This is a genomic window from Streptomyces sp. NPDC048196 (assembly GCF_040652715.1).
In the GTDB taxonomy this organism is placed as follows: domain Bacteria; phylum Actinomycetota; class Actinomycetes; order Streptomycetales; family Streptomycetaceae; genus Streptomyces; species Streptomyces siderophoricus.
This window is the reverse complement of record NZ_JBEZMM010000006.1, coordinates 73,418-90,056: the sequence shown is the minus strand read 5'-3', so window position 1 is coordinate 90,056 and position 16,639 is coordinate 73,418. Positions and strand designations below refer to the sequence as shown.

The window sequence follows — 16,639 nt, the reverse complement described above, 5'->3', positions numbered from 1 at the left end:
CGCGGCGCTCCTTTCCCCTGAACTCCCCTCCCAGAAGCAGTAGTTCACGGCAAAGCTAAGGTGAGGCCCATGACGGACTCCGCACTGGCCGAATCCTCCTTCTGGGACGTCCCCCCGGACACGGACGTCGTCCGGTACGGCGCATACGGTCTGACCCTCGTCCGGCCCGGAACCGGCACGGACCCGGCCGGCCTCCCGGCGCACGATCCGGCCGCGGCCCGCCGGTTCGCCGCGTCCTTCGGCACCATCGACACGGTCCTCGAAGACCTCGGCACCGTTTCCGCGACGGCTGACACATCCGCCGGCACCCGCGCGGACCTGGAACTCGTACGGGTCGGATGCTGGGGCGGCGTCACCGAGATCACCGACCCCGGACTCGTGCACTGCAACGGCATCTACCCGGTCGAGGAGGAAGCGGAATCCCTCGCCGAGCGCTTCCCCGACGCCGTGATCACCGCCTCGTGCACCATCGACTACCCCATGACCTACGGCGCCTGGAAGATCATCCACCCCGACGGGGCCCGGCTGTTCGCCGCCGGCTGGCACGGAGAAGACGTGGACCACTGGGACATCGAAGGCTCACCGGCCGACGTGGCCGCCGCCTTCGGCATCACCGCACCGGAACTGACCGAAGCGGGCGTCGACCTGCACGCCGCCGTCAACGTCTTCTCCTGGGGCAGCCTGTGCCGCCTCGCCCTCAAAAAGGTCGCACCCCTCGACCACACCGGCCGCACCGAGTCCCTCTTCCGCGTGCGGCACACCGAAGACGCCACCGGGAACATGGAAGAGATCTGGCTCGAAGACTAGCGCCGGTCAGCCCATCCTTCTCCGCCCACCGCCTCGACCAACGACTCGGGCAGTCCCAGGAAGCGCAGCGCGTCGGGCAGGGCCGCTCCGGGGACGGCGGCCGACCGGGCGGCCTGCTGGTAGTGGGCCCGGGCCTCTGCCTGATCGCCGCGGGACTCCGCCGCGCGGCCGAGTCCGGCCAGCGCACGGACCCGGTGGCCGAGCCCCTTGATCCAGTGCGGGTCGAGCTGCGCCAGGGCCTGTGCGTACAGCTCCTCCGCCCCGGTCGGATCCCCGGACAGGAGGGCGAGGTCGCCGCATGCGCGCCGGGTGGCCGCCGTGGCCGAGGCGCTGCCGGCCCGCCGGGCGAACTCGGCGGCCTGGGCGTAATCGGCACGCGCCGCGGTCGGGTCGGCGTCGATGCGGTGGTCGCCCCGGTTGACCAGCAGGTCGGCACAGTCTTCCCACGCGCCCAACTGCTCGGCGAGGGCGAGGGCTTCTTCGGTGAGCGCGAGCGCCTCCGCGCGGGCGCCGCGCGCGGCCGCGAGGCCCGCCAGCGCGTCCAGGGCCAGCGCGGCACCCCACCGCTCACCCAGCGTGCGGAATCCTGCCACCGCGGTACGGAGCGCCGACTCGGCCTTCGCCCGCTGCCCGTTGCCGAGGAAGCCGAAGGCGGAGACGTAGTGCGCGGCCGCGCGGACCCACGGCTCGGGGCGGTCGCATTGGGCGGAGACGAGGGCGAGCGCCGCGGGCCCGTCGCCGTCGCCGGCGTTGTGCATCATCCAGAGCAGCAGAGCGGCCGGGTAGCGACCCGGCTCAGGGCCCGACCACGCCGCTGCCAGGGCCTTTTCGGCCGCGATCCGGTGCCGGCGCCACACCTCGCGGCCCGCCGGGCCGGACGCCGCGAGCAGCACACAGATCGCGTACGCCTCGCCGTGCCCGGCCGGTGGAGCGTCGCCCACGGCGTCGAGCAGTGCGACCGCCGGTGGCGTCAGCGCACCGGAGACACCCCGGATCCACCCGTACGTCGAGGCCGAGGCGAGCAGCTCAGCGGCGGTCCCGACCTCCCCGGCCGCCACCGCCCACTGCACGGCCGCGAGCAGATCGGAGTGCTCGGTCGCGAGGACCGCCAGCCACTGGAGCTGCTCGTGCCGGCGCAGCCACGGTTCGGCGTCGCGGGCCAGCCTCAGCAGCGTCCGGGCGTGTGTCCGCCGCACCGCCGCCGTTTCGCCGGCGGCGTCCAGTCGTTCGGTGGCATAGGCGCGGATCGTCGCCAGCATGCGGTAGCGGCCGCCCGCCCGGTCCAGCAGCGACTTGTCGGCCAACGACTCCAGCGTTTCCTCGTCGGTCTCACACACCCGCAGCGCGGACCCGACGCTCGCCCCCTCGGCGAACACCGCGAAGCGCCGCGCGGCCCGCATCTCCGGCTCGGACAGCAGGTCCCAGCTCCAGGCGATCACCGAGCGCAACGTCCGGTGCCGCTCGTCCACCGTCCGGGTGCCGCGCGCGGCCACGGCGAGCCGGTCGGGCAGCCGGGCCGCCAGCTCGTCGAGACTGACCGTCCGCAGCCGGGCCGCCGCGAGCTCGATGGCCAGCGGCAGATTGTCCAGCGCCAGGCACACGCGCCGTACGGCCTGCGGATCGGGCACGAACCCGCCGCGCACCGCGCGCGCCCGGGCGGTGAACAGTTCCGCGGCCGCCCCGTCGTCGAGCGGCCGTACGGGATGGAGGTGCTCGCCGATGACACCCAGCGCCTCCCGGCTGGTCGCCAGCACCTTCAGCCGAGGAGACGCCGCCAGCAGGCGCGCCGCCAACGCGGCGACCTCCTCGACCAGATGCTCGCAGTTGTCCAGGACGAGAAGGAGCGCCCGCCCCGACAGTGCCGCGACCAGACGCTCCAACGGATCCCGGTCACCGGCCGCCACATGCAGCCCCCGCTCCCGCAGGCCGAGGGCGCGCAGCAGCGCCGGCGGTACGAGCGCGCCGTCGCGCAGCGCGCCCAGCTCCACGAAGCAGACCTGCTCGCTCTCCGTCGCGCAGACCTCCACCGCCAGCCGGGTCTTGCCGACGCCACCCGGCCCGGTCAGCGTCACCAGCCGTGCCTCGCCGAGGAGTTCGGCGAGCGCGGCCACCTCGCCGGCCCGGCCGACGAAGGCCGTCAGCGGGGCGGGCGGGGCGGTGGGGGAGGGGGACGGGTCGGCGCTGAGCAGTTCGTGGTGCAGTCCGACGAGTTCCGCCGACGGATCGGCGCCCAGCTCGTCGGCAAAGTGCCGCCTGGTCTCCTCGAACACCACCAGCGCCTCGGCCTGCCCGCCGTCGGCGAACAGCGCCCGCATCAGCAGCCCGGCCAGCCGTTCCCGGAGCGGATGACGGTCGTGGAGTTCCCGCAACTCCGGTACGACGGCGCGGTGTTCGCCCAGTCGCAGCGCGGCTTCGATCCGGTCCTCGTGCGCGCAGAGCCGTAGCTCGTCCAGCCGCGCGGCGGCGGCCCGGGCCGGCTCGCTGTCGGCGGCGTCGGCGAGCGCCGGTCCCCGCCACAGCTCCAACGCCTCGCACAGCAGGGAGGCCGCTCGCTCCGCCTCGCCCTCCCGCAGCGCCGTCCGGCCCTGCTCCGCCAGCCGTTCGAACCGCCCGGCGTCTACGTCGTCGGCGGGGACGACGAGCCGGTAGCCCGCTCCGGTCCGCTCGATCGCCGCCGCCTCGCCCAGGGCCGAGCGCAGCCGGGAGATCTGGGACTGCAACGCGTGCGGCGACGGGGTGCCCTGCGGCCCGGTGCCGTCGGCCAGCCGGTCGGCCGGGACGACCTCCCCGGGCCGCACGAGCAGCAGGGTGAGCAGCGCGCGCCGTGCGGGTCCGCCCAGGGAGACCTCCGCCCCGTCGTCGCCCCACATCAGCGTCCCGCCGAGGATTCCGAAGCGCATGTGGGTGATTATCCACAGCGCCCGCGGGTGGTGAGCCACCCGGACCGGTCAGACGATCGGGCCGAGGTACGTACCACCGGAGACGTCGATGGTCCGGCCGGTGATCCACCGGCCCTGCGGTCCCGCCAGGAATCCGACGACGTCGGCCACGTCCTCGGGCTCACCGAGCCGCCCCAGTGCGGTGACCGCCTCAAGCCCGGCGACCACCTCGGGCACGGACGTGTAGGCGGCGGTCAGGTCGGTCCGCACCGCACCCGGCGCGACCGTGTTCACCGTGATCCCGCGCCGGCCGAGCTCATTGGCCAGCGACGGGGCCAGGGACTCCAGCGCCGCCTTGGTGACGGTGTAGCCGATCTGCGTGGAGACGGCGAACCGGCTGGCCGTGGAGCCCATGTTGACGATGCGGCCGCCGTCGTTCAGCAGCGGCAGGGCCCGCTGGATGACGAAGAACGGTGCGGTGACGTTGACCGCGATCAGCCGGTCCCATTCCGCACTCGTCACCTGCGCCACCGAACTCCCCGAGGAAATACCTGCGTTGTTGACCAGGATGTCCAGCCCCCGCCCCGCGAGCCCGGCTGTCAACTCCTCGAACAGCCGGTCCACCGCGCCGTCGTCACCGAACCGGGCCCGCACGGCGACGGCCCGTCCGCCCGCCCCCTCGATCCGGGCCACCGTCTCCCGGGCCGCCTCCTCGTTGTCCCCGTAGTGGACCGCGACCCACGCGCCCTCGGCAGCCAGCCGCAGCGCCACCGCCCGGCCGATGCCCCGGGACCCGCCCGTCACCAACGCCGTCTTCCCCGTCAACGCACCCGTCGTCGCAGTCATCGTCGCAGCCATCGTCAGCCCCTCACTCGGCGGCCGGTCCGCTCCGTGGAACCGGCGATGCCCCCACACTGCCGACGCCGCCTCACCGCACACTCACCGTCCGCTCACCGGGCCGCGGCGAGGAAGGGGAAACGCATCTGCCGGGACCCGAAAAGTGCCGGGACCCGAAAAGTGCCCGGACACGCAAAAGTGCCCGGGCGCACAAAAATGCCCGGGCACACAAAAATGCCCGGGCCGGGCCGTCTCCTCCGGTGAAAGTGGAAGGGCTGTCGGAGGAAGCGACCCGGTCCGGGTGTTGTGGTGCGGGCTTCAGTGACCTCCCGGGTGGTCCGTGGCCGTGGGGCCACACCCGGGACGGCTCCCGTCCTAGCCGGCCAAGCCGCCGCCACCGGTGTGAATGCCACCGGACGGCTGGTGGTGGTGCTTCTTCTTGTGGTGCTTCTTCTTCTTGTGGTGCTTCTTCTCGACGGGCTTGGCGTGGTGGTGGTGGTGCTCGAAGTGACGGTGCTCGACGTCGTGACGGAGGAGCACCACGTGCCGGGACTCGTTGATGCAGGTGTTGCCGAAGGCTGGGTTCAGCAGAGCAACGATGTTGACGGTGTTGCCGCACAGGTTGATCGGAATATGGATCGGGACCTGAATGACGTTGCCCGACACCACTCCCGGGGACCCGACCGCGCCGCCGGATGCGTCACTGTCTGCGAACGCTGCCGACATGCCGCCCAGCGCAGTGCTTGCCGCCAGAGCGGCAACAGCCGTCACTCGCGTGAAGCGTGACATAAGCAAATCTCCCGATCGATCGCGGCGGCTCGCTGCCGCCTCCTGTCACTTCTCTTCGGCAGCCGTGAGCTTCTGGTGAAGGGTTTGAGATCTTTTCACTCTTTCGGTTCACTCTGAGTGCTCTGCCTGGACGCGTGCGGCCAGCAGTTCCCGCGCCCGCCGTAGATCGGGGCGCTTGCCGGTATCCGTACGGTTGACGCCCGGCGGGAGTGCAGGGCGTGCAACACCGGCTCCTCCAGGGGGACCGTCTGCTCGCGCGTGGCTTCCGCTTTTTGCCGCCTCAAGCTTCCGCGGCACTCATTGACGCCGAACCAGCAGATCGAGGCACCTCGTCGAACATTCGTCCCTATGCTGACGCCATGATCGATGTACCGCTTTCAGCGCTGGAAGTCGCGATGGTCCAAACGGGTACCCGGGCCGAGAAGACCCTGCGCGACACCGCCGCCTTCGCACGGGAAATGGAACGGCTGGGCTACCACCGGATCTGGTACGCCGAGCACCACCACTCCCCGGCCATCGGCGCGTTCCCGCCCGTCGTGCTGACCGCGCACGCCGCCGCCTCGACCTCGGCCATCCATCTCGGTTCGGGCGGAGTGCTGGCACCCAACCACGCACCCCTCATGCTGGCCGAGCAGTTCGGGGCGCTGGCCGCCCTCCACCCGGACCGCATCGACCTGGGCATCGGCCGCGGCCCCGGCACCTTCGACGAGGGCACCGCCCGGGCACTGCGCCGCGGAGCCGGGCCGACGACGGACGCCGAGTACCACGACGACGTGGCCGCGATCCTGTCCTTCCTCGTCGACGAGGTCGCCCTCGACCCGCTGCCGGAACCCTGGCTGCTGTCGTCCAGCACCGCGGGTGCCGCCCTCGCCGCAGGCCTCGGCCTGCCGATCGCCCTCGCCCACCACATCCGGCCGGACAACACCCGGGCGGCGGTGGAACGTTACCGGGCGGAGTTCACCCCCTCCCGCTGGAGCGAGCGCCCCCGCGTGCTGGTGTGCGTGGAGACGGTTTGCGCCGAAACGGAAGAGGAAGCCGCGTGGCGCATCGGGCCGATGAGCGTCGTCAAGGCCGGCCTCCTCAAGGGCCTGAGCGAGATCCCCTTCCCCACGCCCGAGGAAGCGGCCACCCATCCCTTCACGGCGCAGGAGCAGCAGGCGCTGGCCGGCTTCCGCGCCCAGCAAGCCGTCGGAACACCCGAGACCGTCCTGCGCCGGCTCGCCCAACTGGCCGAGGAGACCGGAGCGGACGAACTGATGCTGACCACACCGGTCTACGACCTCCGCGACCGCTTCCGTTCCTACGAACTCATCAAGAAGTACACCGGGGCCACCACAGCACCGTAGGAACCAAACGGGGCCTGCGCGACCGGACGCAGGCCGCGGTCTTCGCGTACGAGACGGGGCTGGTGCGGCCGGCGGGCTATTGAGCCGTAGCGACCGGAGCGCCTGGGGCCCGAGGACGAACGACGCCGTTGTATCAGCGGGTCCTGGGCCGGTCGAACCAGACCGTGGCGAGCGTCGGTACGAGCCCCGCCCAGAACAGCACCTGCGGCAACGGCCGTTCCGCCCAGGGGACTTCGGCGATCAGCAGGGCGCACAGCATGGCCCAGGCCGCCTGGGCCACCACGACGCGGGACCAGCCGTGGCGACGGATCAGTGAGCGCACGTTGAGCCGGACGCCGGCGCGCCGACGCCGGTAGCGCAGCAGTCCGCCGACCAGCCAGATGGCGGTCATCGGCACGAGATACCACAGGCGCTGGCCCAGCGGCAGCGGCAACTCCCGCTGCACCTCACCGTCGACGGCGAACAGGTCCATCATCGCCCCGGCGAGGCCGACGCAGAGCAGGGCGAGCCACCGCACCCCACGCAGCATGCGGTACGTCGCCCGGTCCAGACCGTGTTGCAGCTCGGCGGAGTCCGGTACGGCGGCCAGCCCGCCGGCGTACAGATCGGCCGCCTGGGCCGCCGGGACGCCAGGGGCCTCGGCGGCCTGCCGGGTCTGCCGGGCCAGGGCCTCGGCGTGGGTGGGGTCGATCCGGAGGATGGCGCGGTTGAGCTGCTCGGCGAGCGTCCGGTCGCCCGAGAAGTCGGCGATCTGCTGGGCGACTTCGTGGGCGTAGACCTCCTCCGGACCCAGTCGCAGTGCCTCCCTGGCCAGGTCGGCCGCCTCGCGCAGAACCTCGGCCATGTCCTCGTGCCGGAGTTCCTTGGCGCCGGTCGCCCGGACGTGGCGGACCATGGACATCCGGCACACGGCGTTGGCGAGCATCGCGTAACCGAACCAGTGGTGCGGGGCGGCCCGGACCGCCTCGCGCAGTACGGGCTCCGCCTCGCGCCATGCCCGGTCGGGTATCCGGGTCAGTGCCCGGGCGCGCAGGATGAGCCCGCCGAAGTCCCCGGGAGCCAGTTTGAGCGCCTCGTCAGCCGCGTCGAGGGCTCGTTCCGGCTGGTCGGTGTTCAGCCGGCAGTAGCCGATCTTGATCCAGGCGCCGGTGTCGTCGGGGTTTTCGGCGAGGTGCTGCGCGAGCAGGGCCAGGGCCTGGTCGTAGCGGTCGAAATCGATGAGGGCCTGGGCCTTCTCGACGGCCGGATGCACGGTGGTCACAGCTTGCGCCTCTTCTTCAGATAGGCCACGAGGTCGTCGTACATCCCGCCGTCGTTCGCGTACATCGCCACATTGCGGGCGGCCGCGAACCACGGCTCCGTCGAAGGCGCGACCTGCCCCGCCGCGGCCAGCAGGTCCGTCATCCCGATCAGGCGTACGGTCCCGGTACGCGCGGAGTCCAGCAGCGCATGCTCGGCCGCCGCCTCGCACACATGGGCCAGATCGGCGCCGGACAGCCCGTCCGTGGCCTTGACGAGCTTGCCGAGGTCGACGTTCTCGATCGGCCGCTCCCGGAGGTGGTAGCGGAGGATCGCCTCCCGGGCCGGCGCGTCGGGCGGCAGCACCAGCAAGGTCCGGTCCAGCCGGCCGGGCCGGCGCAGGGCGATGTCCACGTCCCAGGGCACGTTGGTGGCGGCGAGCACGAAGACGCCCTCGTTCGCCTCCGCCTCGACACCGTCCAGCTCGGTGAGCAACTGGTTGACGGTGTTGCGCATACCGGCGCTCTGGGTGCGGCTGCGCTTGCCGCCGAGCGCGTCGAGTTCGTCGAGGAAGACCACGCACGGGGCCTGGCGGCGCGCCGTCTGGAAGAGCTCGTGCATATTGCGCTCGGAGTTGCCGATCCACATGTCCAGCACATCGTTGACCGATACGGACAGGAAGCTCGCCCCGAGCTCACCGGCGACGGCCCGCGCGATGAAGGTCTTGCCGCAGCCGGGCGGCCCGTACAGCAGAAGCCCGCCGCGCAGACTCTTGCCGTACAGGCGGCGCAGCTCCGGATTGCGCAACGGCGCCAGGAAGGCCGCCTCCAGCCGCTCCTTGACCTCCTGCATGCCGCCCACATCGGCGAGCCGGACGGCTCCCGGCCGCTCCACGTCCCAGGCGGCCGCGCCCCCGGGATCACCGCCGCCGTCGACGGCGAGCGGCGCCTCCACGAACCGGGGCGGCACGGCATCGCCGACCTGGTCCTCGGCGGCTTTCCAGTCGAAGTTGGGAGGCTGCGCGGGCGTGGACGCGGGCGCGGACCCCTGCTGCGGCGCGGGTGCGGAACTCTGCTCCGGCGCGGGTGCGGGGCTCTGCGCTGTCGGGGCCGGCGGGCCGGCGGGGTGGCCGGGTGCCGGGGCCTGCGAGATCGACGGAAGCGCGGCCTCACCGGGCTCGGGTGCCGAAGTACCCGTGAGGGCACGGACCATCAACTCCCGTGCCTGGCCGTCACCGGGAGCGTGCTGCAGTGCCACCGCAACCTCGCTCACCGCGGCATCGCCGAGCCCCGCGGTCAGCAGCAACTCGGCCAGGTGCAGCCGCAGGGGGACGTCATCGGGCGCCGCGGAAACGGCCGCACGCATGCTCTTGATCAGGGGGGATTCCGCCGACATGCCCCACACTTTACGAAGCCCACGCGCGCGACCTGCGAGTGCCCTGGCTGAACCGGTGTCAGTGCTTCTGCGGGGCCGGCAGAGCCCCCGTCACGAACTGATGGGTTTTCGCGGCGGCTTCGTCGAGGGGGACGTGCTTGCCGTGGGGCGGGAAGAAGTCAACGACGCCGATCGCTCCGTAATTCGCCCAGAAACAGGTCGTCATGGGAAAGGTGTCGGCGACGTTCTGCTGGCACTTCAGCACCACGTCCTTGGTGGTGAAGGACTGTGGCGAGCCGACCGGGTTGCGGCCGTAGTCCTTCTCCAGGTGCATGGTGTGGTCGAAGACCTTGTGCAGTGCGGCGGCGGGATCCGCGACCTTGTCGTACAGGGTCGTGCGTGTGGTGAGGTTCGGGACGGTCGCGCTCAGGCCGCCCTTGCTCAAGGTGATGCGCGAGGCGCCGAAACAGGAGATTTTGTCGTCCCCGGCGTCCTTGATCTCCGAAAGACCGTCGTCGCCGGCGACCAGCATGTCCAGGTCGCTGCCGAAGTGGAACCCGCCATCGCCCTTGTCGCACGTCATGCCGTCCATCGAGGGCACGCCGACTTCCTTGTAGCGCGCCCCGGAGTCGGCGGCGAGCTTCTCCGCCTTGGGCAGGCCGCCGTTCTTGTCGCCGCCACTGCCCTCGTCGGAGCCACACCCCGCGGCCAGTACCCCGACGGCTATGACGGCGGCCAGAGTCCCCCACTTGTTCCGCATGGCCCGCTTTCCCTGGTAGGTGCTGATGATCATCAAGGGATGTTACGGCCCGGAGGACGGGCGCGGGAAACGTGAGATAGCTGTTGCTATTGACATAGTGGTGGCTATCCGTAGTGTGGAAGACATGAGCGCGGATGCCGATCACACCCCGAAGCGCCGGCCGACCAGGGCGGAGGCCAAGGCCCGCACCAGACGGCTGCTGCTCGACGCGGCGGCCCGCACGTACGCGCGGAAGGGATTCGCCGCAGCATCCGTGGAGGAGATCGCCGAGGCGGCGGGCTTCTCCATCGGCGCGGTCTACTCCAATTTCGGCAGCAAGGAGCGGCTCTTCGTCGAGCTGCTGAAGGAGCGTGCCAGTCAGCAGGTGTCCCGGGCGACCGAGATCGTGTCCGAGGCACAGCACGGCGATGATCCGGTCCCGGCACTCGGCCGGCTGCTGGCGAACGCCGCCGACAAGGATCCCGACTTTGCGCCGCTCCAGGCCGAGTTCTGGCTCTACGCGGTGCGCAATCCGCCGCTGCTGGAGACCCTTGCGGAGGAGCTGCGCGGGCCCCGGTCCGAGTTGGCGAGCCTCATGGCCAAAGCGCTGAGCCACATCGGGGCGCCCGAGACCGTCTCCGCCGATGCGGTGGCCACCATCGCCATGGCGCTCTTCCAGGGACTGCTGCGCCAGCGCCGGATCGACGCCGCCAGCGTGCCGGACGAGCTGCTGGGCCAGGCGATGCGGTGGCTGTTCGCCGGCATCGCGGCCACCGGCACCCCGGGCCCCGCCCCGGCTGCCCCGTCCGCCCCGGCTCCCGCCCCGACGAACGACACCGCGCCCGCCACCACGAACGACACCGCGCCCGCCGGGACACCGGCCGCCGGCCCGCCACCCGCTGGCCGGCCCGAGGACGACGAGGAGAAGCCATGACCCACGTCGACGCCACGGCCGCACTGCCGTCGCTGCAGGATCTGCTCGACCCGCGTAACCAAGCCGACCCCTACCCGCTCTACTCCCGCTGGCGCACGCAGGCGCCGCTCGCGCGTCTCGACGAGCAGCTGCTGGTGCTCACCCGGTACGAGGACTGCGCCGCGGTCCTGCGCGACGGGCGGTTCGGGCACGCGGACACCGACGACCCCCGCTTCACCGGACGGGCCCGCCCGGCCCTCGAAGTCCTGGTCGATGACGACGGCCGCCCCGTGCGCGGCTTCCTGGGACTGAATCCGCCCAGCCACACCCGGCTGCGCTCCCTGGTCTCCCAGGCGTTCACCAGGCGGCGCGTGGAGCTTCTGGCACCGCGGATCGAGGAGCTCACCGCCGAGTTGTTCACCGCCATGGAGAGCGCGCCGGGACCGGTCGACCTCATCGAGGGCCTGGCCACGCCGCTGCCCGTAGCGGTGATCAGCGAACTGCTCGGCGTGCCCGATGCCGACCGTCACCGGATGCTGATGTGGTCGCACGCGGTGGCGCGTGCCCTCGTCCCCGACTTCCTGCTCCCGCCCGGCGCCGCCGAACAGGAGGCGCAGGCCCGCCGGGAGTTCACCGACTACCTGCGCGAACTCGTCGTCGAACGTCGTCACACACCCGGTGACGACCTCCTCTCGGCGCTGGTCGGCGTGCACGACGGCGGCGACACCCTCACCGAGAACGAGCTGCTGGCCACCTGCACGCTGCTGCTGATCGCCGGTCATGAAACCACCGTCAACCTGATCGGCAACGGCACCCTCGCCCTGCTCCGCCACCCCGACCAACTGGAGCGGCTGCGCAGCGACCCGGACCTGACCGACAACGCGGTCGAGGAGCTGCTGCGCTACGACTCGCCGGTCCAGCTCACCGTCCGTTTCGCCCTGCAGGACGCCGAGGTCGCCGGGGCCCCGGTTCCGGCGGGCACCACGCTGCTGCTGCTCATCGGCGCGGCGAACCGTGACCCCGCGGCGTACGAGCACCCCGAGCGGCTGGACATCGGCCGCACGCCCGTACGGCACCTCTCGTTCGGCCAGGGCATCCACTTCTGCCTCGGTGCTCCGCTCGCCCGCCTCGAAACGCGGATCGCCCTGCGCATGCTGCTCCGGCGCGCCCCACAGGTCCGGCTGACCGGCGAACCCGAATGGAAGGACCACATCACCCTCCGCGGCCTGCGCCGCCTTCCCCTCTCGCTCGGCTGACGCCCCTTCCAGGAGGCAGCCATGCCCACCCCCACGCGTCACCCTCCGCCCGGCCCCCTCAACAGCCCTCCGGCATCCGCGTCGCCGGCAACGGGCCCCCGTAGGCGGTATCCGACCAAGCCCTCCCTGGCCTACCTCACCGCCGGACTCGTCATAGGCGTCACCTGGGCGCTCAACGAGGGAACGCCGCCGTGGGAGCACGCCGCGAAGCTGCTGGTCCTCCTGTTCGTCGCCGCCCCGCTGTTGCACCTGGCCCGCCGACGCCGCGCGGCCCGACGTACAGATCACCGGCCGCAGCCTCACCGGTCTCCGCACCACCGGCCCCACCTGTCGTTCGTCCGGCTGGCCGTCGCCAAAATCGCCCTGCTCGTCCTCGCGTGCGCCGCCGGCTGGCTACTGGACGACTCGCTCGCCCACCCCGACCGGGCCGTCGCAGTCGGATTGGCCGCCGTCGTCAGCATCCTCGGACCGCTCCTCCACCGCTTCCTGCTGATACGTGCGCCGGACGCCCACCCATAGGGCCGGAGTCCGGCCCCCGCCTCAGGACCGCACCCATATCGGTGCCCTCCGCGGGCGGCTGAGCTCGACACCTCCCGCAGGCAACTGGACGGGAGGAACGGGGAGTTGGTGTGACACAGGACCGCACAGGGGACGTCGGCAACGTCGGCAATGTCGACAACACGGTGTCAGGTGCGACGGCCGGGGCGATCTTCCAGGCCCACACGCTGCACCTCAACGTCCATCTCGGCGCGGCGCGGCCCGCTCCTCCGCGTCAGGCCGAACCCGAGCCCGAGCTCTCCCGGTCCGGTCCCACGTCACCCGTTCTCACCTCAGCCGAGCTCACGCGTTGCCTCGCGAAGCTCGGGGTCACGAGCTCCGACCGATCGCCCTGCAGACGGTGAACCACCGGTGAGACAGCCCACCGGCGGCTGACGCACCCGTCCGCCCCCACCTCGCCCGCGGCACGGCAGGGCGCCGGCGTCACTGCCACCGGCTGACGGCCACGACCTACTCCCTGCCGCTTCTGCGTGCGGGCCGGTCCGGCCGGATCGACCGGTAGCCGGGGTGTACTCCCGGGCTGAGCCCGTGCTGCTCGGCCATCCGCCGGAGCAGCGTGCTCAGTTGCCGGTGCTCCTCCGGGGAGAGCGCCTCGCAGACGTGCTGCTCGTGAGCCGCGCCCGCCTGGTGGAGCTCGGCCAGCAGCCGTTCGCCCTGCTCGGTCAGGTGCAGTGCGTGCAAGCGCCGGTCGTTGGGGTTCTTACGGCGCTCGATCAATCCGCGCTCCTCCAACTCGTCGGCGAGCGGAACGAAACGACTGGGCGGCATCCCGAGGTCGGCCGCGAGTTGCCGCTGGCTGCGACCGGGAGTCCTGGCCATCAGGCGCAACAGCCCCGCCTGTGGGGGAGTCAGGTCGAGCCCCGCGATGCGCTCCGCGAACAGGCCGGCCGCATGCGCTCCCAGCTGAGCCAGCAGGAAGGCGGCGCCACCCTGCTGCCCGCGATTCCCGACCTCGCTGTTCGCGCCGTTCTCGCGATTCATTCCCATGGCGACATCGTAACGGCTTGACAATCGTTCCGCACTGTAATCATTATTTTTTGTACTCACTGAGAGAGGAAAGAGTCATGGCCACAGCCACCACCTCGCCCCGCTCCGCCGGCACCGCGCGCCGCCCGCAGGCCGGTCCACCGCTCCTGGCCCCCGTCCTGGCCTTCGCCGCACTGACCGTCGCCTACGTCGTCGTCAACCGGTCCACCCCGCACCCCGACGCCTCGGGCCTCGCGGTCCTGCGGTACGCCCGGGCGCACGGGACCACGATCGCCGTGGGGTCCTTCCTCCTGTTCGTCTCCGCAGTGCCCCTGGCGCTCACGGCGGCGGTGCTCTACCGACGGCTGCGGGCGCTGGGCATCACCGCGCCGGGCTCCGCGATCACGCTGGTCGGGGGAGTGCTGGCGGCCACCGCCCTGACCGTCAGTGCGATGTTCAGCTGGACCGGCGGCCGTCTGCCGTCCGGCGCGGGTCCCGCATTGCCCCGTGCGCTGGCCGATCTGTCGTTCCTGTCCGGCGGCCCTGCCTACGCGGTGACGTTCGCCCTGCTCATCGCCGGCATATCCGTGACGGGCCTGCTGGCCGGGCTGCTTCCGCGCGCCGTGACCTGGACCGGCCTGGTGCTCGCCGCCGTCGGGATGCTCTCCACCCTCACCCTGCTGGTGTCCGGCTTCGGTTACCTGCTGCCGGTCGTCCGCTTCGGCGGCACCGTCTGGCTGGTCTTCGTGGCCGCCCTGCTGCCCCGCACCCGCCCCTCACGTCATGAGTAGGGCCGTCGTACCGCCACAACCCTCCCAAGTCGACCCCGCTCCGGCAGCCCAGGAGGCACGTCAGATGTCCAGCAGCTACCCGGACCTGGCCGACAAGGTCGTCCTCATCACCGGTGGATCGCGCGGCATCGGCGCGCAGACCGCACGGGCCTTCGCCGCCCAGCGGGCCGGGGTCTGCGTGGTCGGACGCGACCAGGGCGCCCTGGATGCGGTCGTCGCGGACATCACCGCCGAGGGCGGTAGCGCGATGGGCGCGGTCGCCGACGTCACCGATTCGGCTTCGTTGGCACGCGTGCGCCGGGAGGCCGAATCCCGACTCGGCCCGGTCGACGTCCTCGCTGCCTTCGCCGGCGGCCAGGGTTTCCCCGTCCCTTCCGCGGACCTGACCGAAGAACGCTGGCGTCAGGTCCTCGACTCCGACCTGACCTCGGCATTCCTGACCATCCAGGCGTTCCTGCCGGGCCTGCTCGAACGGGGCCGCGGCTCGATTCTCACCATGTCCTCGGCGGCCGGTCGTCGGCCCAGCCAGGCCAACCTCGCCTACGGGGTCGCCAACGCCGGCCTGGTGCTGCTCACCCGCCAACTGGCCACCGAGCTCGGGCCCCGCGGCATCCGCGTCAACTGCATCGCGCCGTCGTCCATCCGCACCGAAAAGGTACTGGCCCGCATGCCCCCAGAGGTGCAGGAGCAGGTCGCCGCCCTGCATCCGCTGAGACGCATGGGAACCCCCCAAGACGTCGCCCACACGGCCCTGTTCCTCGCCTCCGACGCCGCCGCCTGGCTGACCGGACTCACCATCGACGTCGCCGGCGGCCGCATCACCCAGTAATCGGCGCCGCCGCGGTCCATGGGCGGCGGCGGGCAGAGAGGCCCTTAGGATGCCGAGAAGATGCATAAACGGCGCCATATACGGCGTTATCGATCCATGGGTGTCGGCCGGTGTTCGGCAGCGTTTTCAAGGCCAGGCCAGGCCAGGCCAGGCCAGGCCAGGCGCAGGCGCAGCCGGACAGGGCACCCGGAGGGAAAGGACGCTGGGTGAGCGTGCAACGGGTGGGCGTCGTCGTCCACGGTGGGCGTCCTGGCGCCGTGGCGGCCGCCGATGTCGTCCGACGATGGTGTGAGCGTCAGGAAGTCGGCTGTGTCGCCATCGACGTGTGGGGGGAGGGCGAACAACGGCGGGACGCCGGGGAGGAGGTCGACGCGGCCGGTCGCCCCGATCTGATCGTCACGCTCGGAGGAGACGGCACCTTTCTGCGCGGAGCCCGCCTGGCCGCCCAGAACGACGCGCTCGTCCTCGGCGTCGACCTGGGCACCCTCGGCTTTCTGACCGAGGTCCCGGCCGACGACGTCGCATGCGCGCTGGACACCATCCACCGCGGCCAAGCGGACGTCGAGACCCGCCTCATGCTGACGATGCGGGCGTCCTGTCCGCTGGAACTCCCCGAGGGAATGGAGACGCTCCTGCGCTACGGGCGGGGCCCTGCGCTGCCGCCTCCACCCGTGCGCCCCGATTGTGCCGTCGCCCTGGACTGGGGGGTGGCCCTGAACGTGACGGCCCTCAACGACATCGTCCTGGAGAAACTGGCACGCGACCGGCAGGTCGCCCTCGGCGTGTACCTCGCGGGCCGACTGCTCGCCTCCTACTCCGCCGACGCCGTCCTGGTCGCCACCCCCACCGGTTCCACCGCCTACAGTTTCGCCGCCGGCGGCCCCGTCATCTCTCCCCGCGCCGACGCGATCATCTTCACCCCCGTCGCCCCGCACATGACCTTCAACCGCTCGGTGGTCGCCGCCCCCGACGAGGCCGTCGCCCTCCGCGTCCTGAGACACTCCGGCCGCGCGGCGGTGAGTGTCGACGGCCAGTTGCGCGGTGTGCTGGATCCGGGGGACTGGATCGGTGTCTACGCGGCTCCGCAGCGCCTGCGGGTCGTACGGCTGGGGCCCACCGACTTCTACGGGAGGCTGCGCGAGCGGATGCGCCTGACCGACGCCCCCGCGGCCGTCGACGCCGACGTCACCCCCATGTGGCCGCACACCACACCGGCCCCCGACGACCTCGCCCACCTGCGCCTTCCACCCCTGCCCGCGGACATCGACTGATCCGCCGAGCTCCCCAGTTGCCCAGCTGCTGAGCTGCCGATCCGC

15 protein-coding genes are annotated in these 16,639 nt (G+C 71.8%); 8 read left to right on the top strand and 7 right to left on the bottom strand.

What is annotated here, in order from left to right:
- Nucleotides 1-69 precede the first annotated feature (69 nt).
- A complete protein-coding gene (locus AB0E02_RS09665; protein ID WP_362137448.1) occupies nt 70-807 on the top strand; it encodes a DUF6333 family protein in 738 nt (245 codons plus the stop codon).
- Here AB0E02_RS09665 and AB0E02_RS09660 read toward each other — a convergent pair.
- The 3 genes from AB0E02_RS09660 to AB0E02_RS09650 all read right to left on the bottom strand — a co-directional run bounded on the left by AB0E02_RS09660 (nt 804) and on the right by AB0E02_RS09650 (nt 5,249).
- Nucleotides 804-3,707 carry a BTAD domain-containing putative transcriptional regulator gene (locus AB0E02_RS09660; RefSeq protein WP_362137447.1) on the bottom strand — a complete coding sequence of 968 codons (2,904 nt, stop codon included), beginning with the start codon at nt 3,705-3,707 and terminating at the stop codon, nt 804-806. The genes AB0E02_RS09665 and AB0E02_RS09660 overlap by 4 nt on opposite strands.
- A gap of 48 nt (nt 3,708-3,755) precedes the next feature.
- Nucleotides 3,756-4,544 carry an SDR family oxidoreductase gene (locus tag AB0E02_RS09655; RefSeq protein ID WP_362137446.1) on the bottom strand — a complete coding sequence of 263 codons (789 nt, stop codon included), beginning with the start codon at nt 4,542-4,544 and terminating at the stop codon, nt 3,756-3,758.
- A gap of 354 nt (nt 4,545-4,898) precedes the next feature.
- Complete coding sequence (locus tag AB0E02_RS09650; RefSeq protein WP_362137445.1) at nt 4,899-5,249, bottom strand: chaplin; 351 nt, start codon at nt 5,247-5,249, stop codon at nt 4,899-4,901.
- A gap of 422 nt (nt 5,250-5,671) precedes the next feature.
- Between AB0E02_RS09650 and AB0E02_RS09645 the strand changes: the two genes are divergently transcribed.
- Complete coding sequence (locus tag AB0E02_RS09645) at nt 5,672-6,658, top strand: MsnO8 family LLM class oxidoreductase (protein ID WP_362137444.1); 987 nt, start codon at nt 5,672-5,674, stop codon at nt 6,656-6,658.
- A 133-nt stretch (nt 6,659-6,791) separates the two neighbouring features.
- Here the strand turns inward: AB0E02_RS09645 and AB0E02_RS09640 are convergent, their stop codons facing one another.
- The 3 genes from AB0E02_RS09640 to AB0E02_RS09630 are packed head-to-tail and all read right to left on the bottom strand — an operon-like array spanning nt 6,792 to nt 10,064.
- Nucleotides 6,792-7,919: a tetratricopeptide repeat protein gene (locus AB0E02_RS09640; protein WP_362137443.1), complete on the bottom strand. Its 1,128-nt coding sequence runs from the start codon at nt 7,917-7,919 to the stop codon at nt 6,792-6,794.
- Nucleotides 7,916-9,292 (bottom strand): AAA family ATPase, encoded by a 1,377-nt coding sequence (locus AB0E02_RS09635; protein WP_362137442.1) that lies wholly within the window; start codon nt 9,290-9,292, stop codon nt 7,916-7,918. Before AB0E02_RS09635 ends, AB0E02_RS09640 begins: the two co-directional genes overlap by 4 nt.
- Nucleotides 9,293-9,350: 58 nt before the next feature.
- Entirely contained in the window at nt 9,351-10,064 is a 714-nt protein-coding gene (locus AB0E02_RS09630; RefSeq protein ID WP_362137441.1) for a hypothetical protein, read from the bottom strand.
- A 91-nt stretch (nt 10,065-10,155) separates the two neighbouring features.
- Between AB0E02_RS09630 and AB0E02_RS09625 the strand changes: the two genes are divergently transcribed.
- From AB0E02_RS09625 to AB0E02_RS09615, 3 genes are read left to right on the top strand one after another with little or no spacing between them, the layout of a single operon-like run.
- Nucleotides 10,156-10,944, top strand: coding sequence for a TetR/AcrR family transcriptional regulator (locus tag AB0E02_RS09625; protein ID WP_362137440.1), 789 nt, complete (start codon nt 10,156-10,158; stop codon nt 10,942-10,944).
- Nucleotides 10,941-12,179 (top strand): cytochrome P450, encoded by a 1,239-nt coding sequence (locus AB0E02_RS09620; protein ID WP_362137438.1) that lies wholly within the window; start codon nt 10,941-10,943, stop codon nt 12,177-12,179. The genes AB0E02_RS09625 and AB0E02_RS09620 overlap by 4 nt, the downstream gene beginning before the upstream one ends.
- Before the next feature lie 21 nt (nt 12,180-12,200).
- On the top strand, nt 12,201-12,698 hold the full coding sequence (locus AB0E02_RS09615) for a hypothetical protein (RefSeq protein ID WP_362137437.1): 498 nt from the start codon (nt 12,201-12,203) through the stop codon (nt 12,696-12,698).
- Nucleotides 12,699-13,187: 489 nt separating this feature from the next.
- On the opposite strand, the gene AB0E02_RS09610 is transcribed toward AB0E02_RS09615, so the two are convergent.
- On the bottom strand, nt 13,188-13,724 hold the full coding sequence (locus tag AB0E02_RS09610; RefSeq protein WP_362137436.1) for a MarR family winged helix-turn-helix transcriptional regulator: 537 nt from the start codon (nt 13,722-13,724) through the stop codon (nt 13,188-13,190).
- Nucleotides 13,725-13,801: 77 nt separating this feature from the next.
- On the opposite strand from AB0E02_RS09610, the gene AB0E02_RS09605 reads away from it, so the two are divergent.
- The 3 genes from AB0E02_RS09605 (at nt 13,802) to AB0E02_RS09595 (ending at nt 16,594) form a co-directional block, all read left to right on the top strand.
- On the top strand, nt 13,802-14,494 hold the full coding sequence (locus tag AB0E02_RS09605; RefSeq protein ID WP_362137435.1) for a DUF4386 domain-containing protein: 693 nt from the start codon (nt 13,802-13,804) through the stop codon (nt 14,492-14,494).
- 64 nt (nt 14,495-14,558) lie between these two features.
- Nucleotides 14,559-15,323: an SDR family NAD(P)-dependent oxidoreductase gene (locus AB0E02_RS09600; RefSeq protein WP_362137434.1), complete on the top strand. Its 765-nt coding sequence runs from the start codon at nt 14,559-14,561 to the stop codon at nt 15,321-15,323.
- 206 nt (nt 15,324-15,529) lie between these two features.
- On the top strand, nt 15,530-16,594 hold the full coding sequence (locus AB0E02_RS09595) for an NAD(+)/NADH kinase (protein ID WP_362137433.1): 1,065 nt from the start codon (nt 15,530-15,532) through the stop codon (nt 16,592-16,594).
- The last annotated feature ends 45 nt before the right edge of the window (nt 16,595-16,639 follow it).

Coding starts and splice junctions, on each gene's coding strand:
- AB0E02_RS09665 (WP_362137448.1), top strand. CDS start 70: ATGACGGACTCCGCACTGGCCGAATCCTCCTTCTGGGACGTCCCCCCG.
- AB0E02_RS09660 (WP_362137447.1), bottom strand. CDS start 3,707: ATGCGCTTCGGAATCCTCGGCGGGACGCTGATGTGGGGCGACGACGGG.
- AB0E02_RS09655 (WP_362137446.1), bottom strand. CDS start 4,544: ATGGCTGCGACGATGACTGCGACGACGGGTGCGTTGACGGGGAAGACG.
- AB0E02_RS09650 (WP_362137445.1), bottom strand. CDS start 5,249: ATGTCGGCAGCGTTCGCAGACAGTGACGCATCCGGCGGCGCGGTCGGG.
- AB0E02_RS09645 (WP_362137444.1), top strand. CDS start 5,672: ATGATCGATGTACCGCTTTCAGCGCTGGAAGTCGCGATGGTCCAAACG.
- AB0E02_RS09635 (WP_362137442.1), bottom strand. CDS start 9,292: ATGTCGGCGGAATCCCCCCTGATCAAGAGCATGCGTGCGGCCGTTTCC.
- AB0E02_RS09630 (WP_362137441.1), bottom strand. CDS start 10,064: ATGATCATCAGCACCTACCAGGGAAAGCGGGCCATGCGGAACAAGTGG.
- AB0E02_RS09625 (WP_362137440.1), top strand. CDS start 10,156: ATGAGCGCGGATGCCGATCACACCCCGAAGCGCCGGCCGACCAGGGCG.
- AB0E02_RS09620 (WP_362137438.1), top strand. CDS start 10,941: ATGACCCACGTCGACGCCACGGCCGCACTGCCGTCGCTGCAGGATCTG.
- AB0E02_RS09615 (WP_362137437.1), top strand. CDS start 12,201: ATGCCCACCCCCACGCGTCACCCTCCGCCCGGCCCCCTCAACAGCCCT.
- AB0E02_RS09610 (WP_362137436.1), bottom strand. CDS start 13,724: ATGGGAATGAATCGCGAGAACGGCGCGAACAGCGAGGTCGGGAATCGC.
- AB0E02_RS09605 (WP_362137435.1), top strand. CDS start 13,802: ATGGCCACAGCCACCACCTCGCCCCGCTCCGCCGGCACCGCGCGCCGC.
- AB0E02_RS09600 (WP_362137434.1), top strand. CDS start 14,559: ATGTCCAGCAGCTACCCGGACCTGGCCGACAAGGTCGTCCTCATCACC.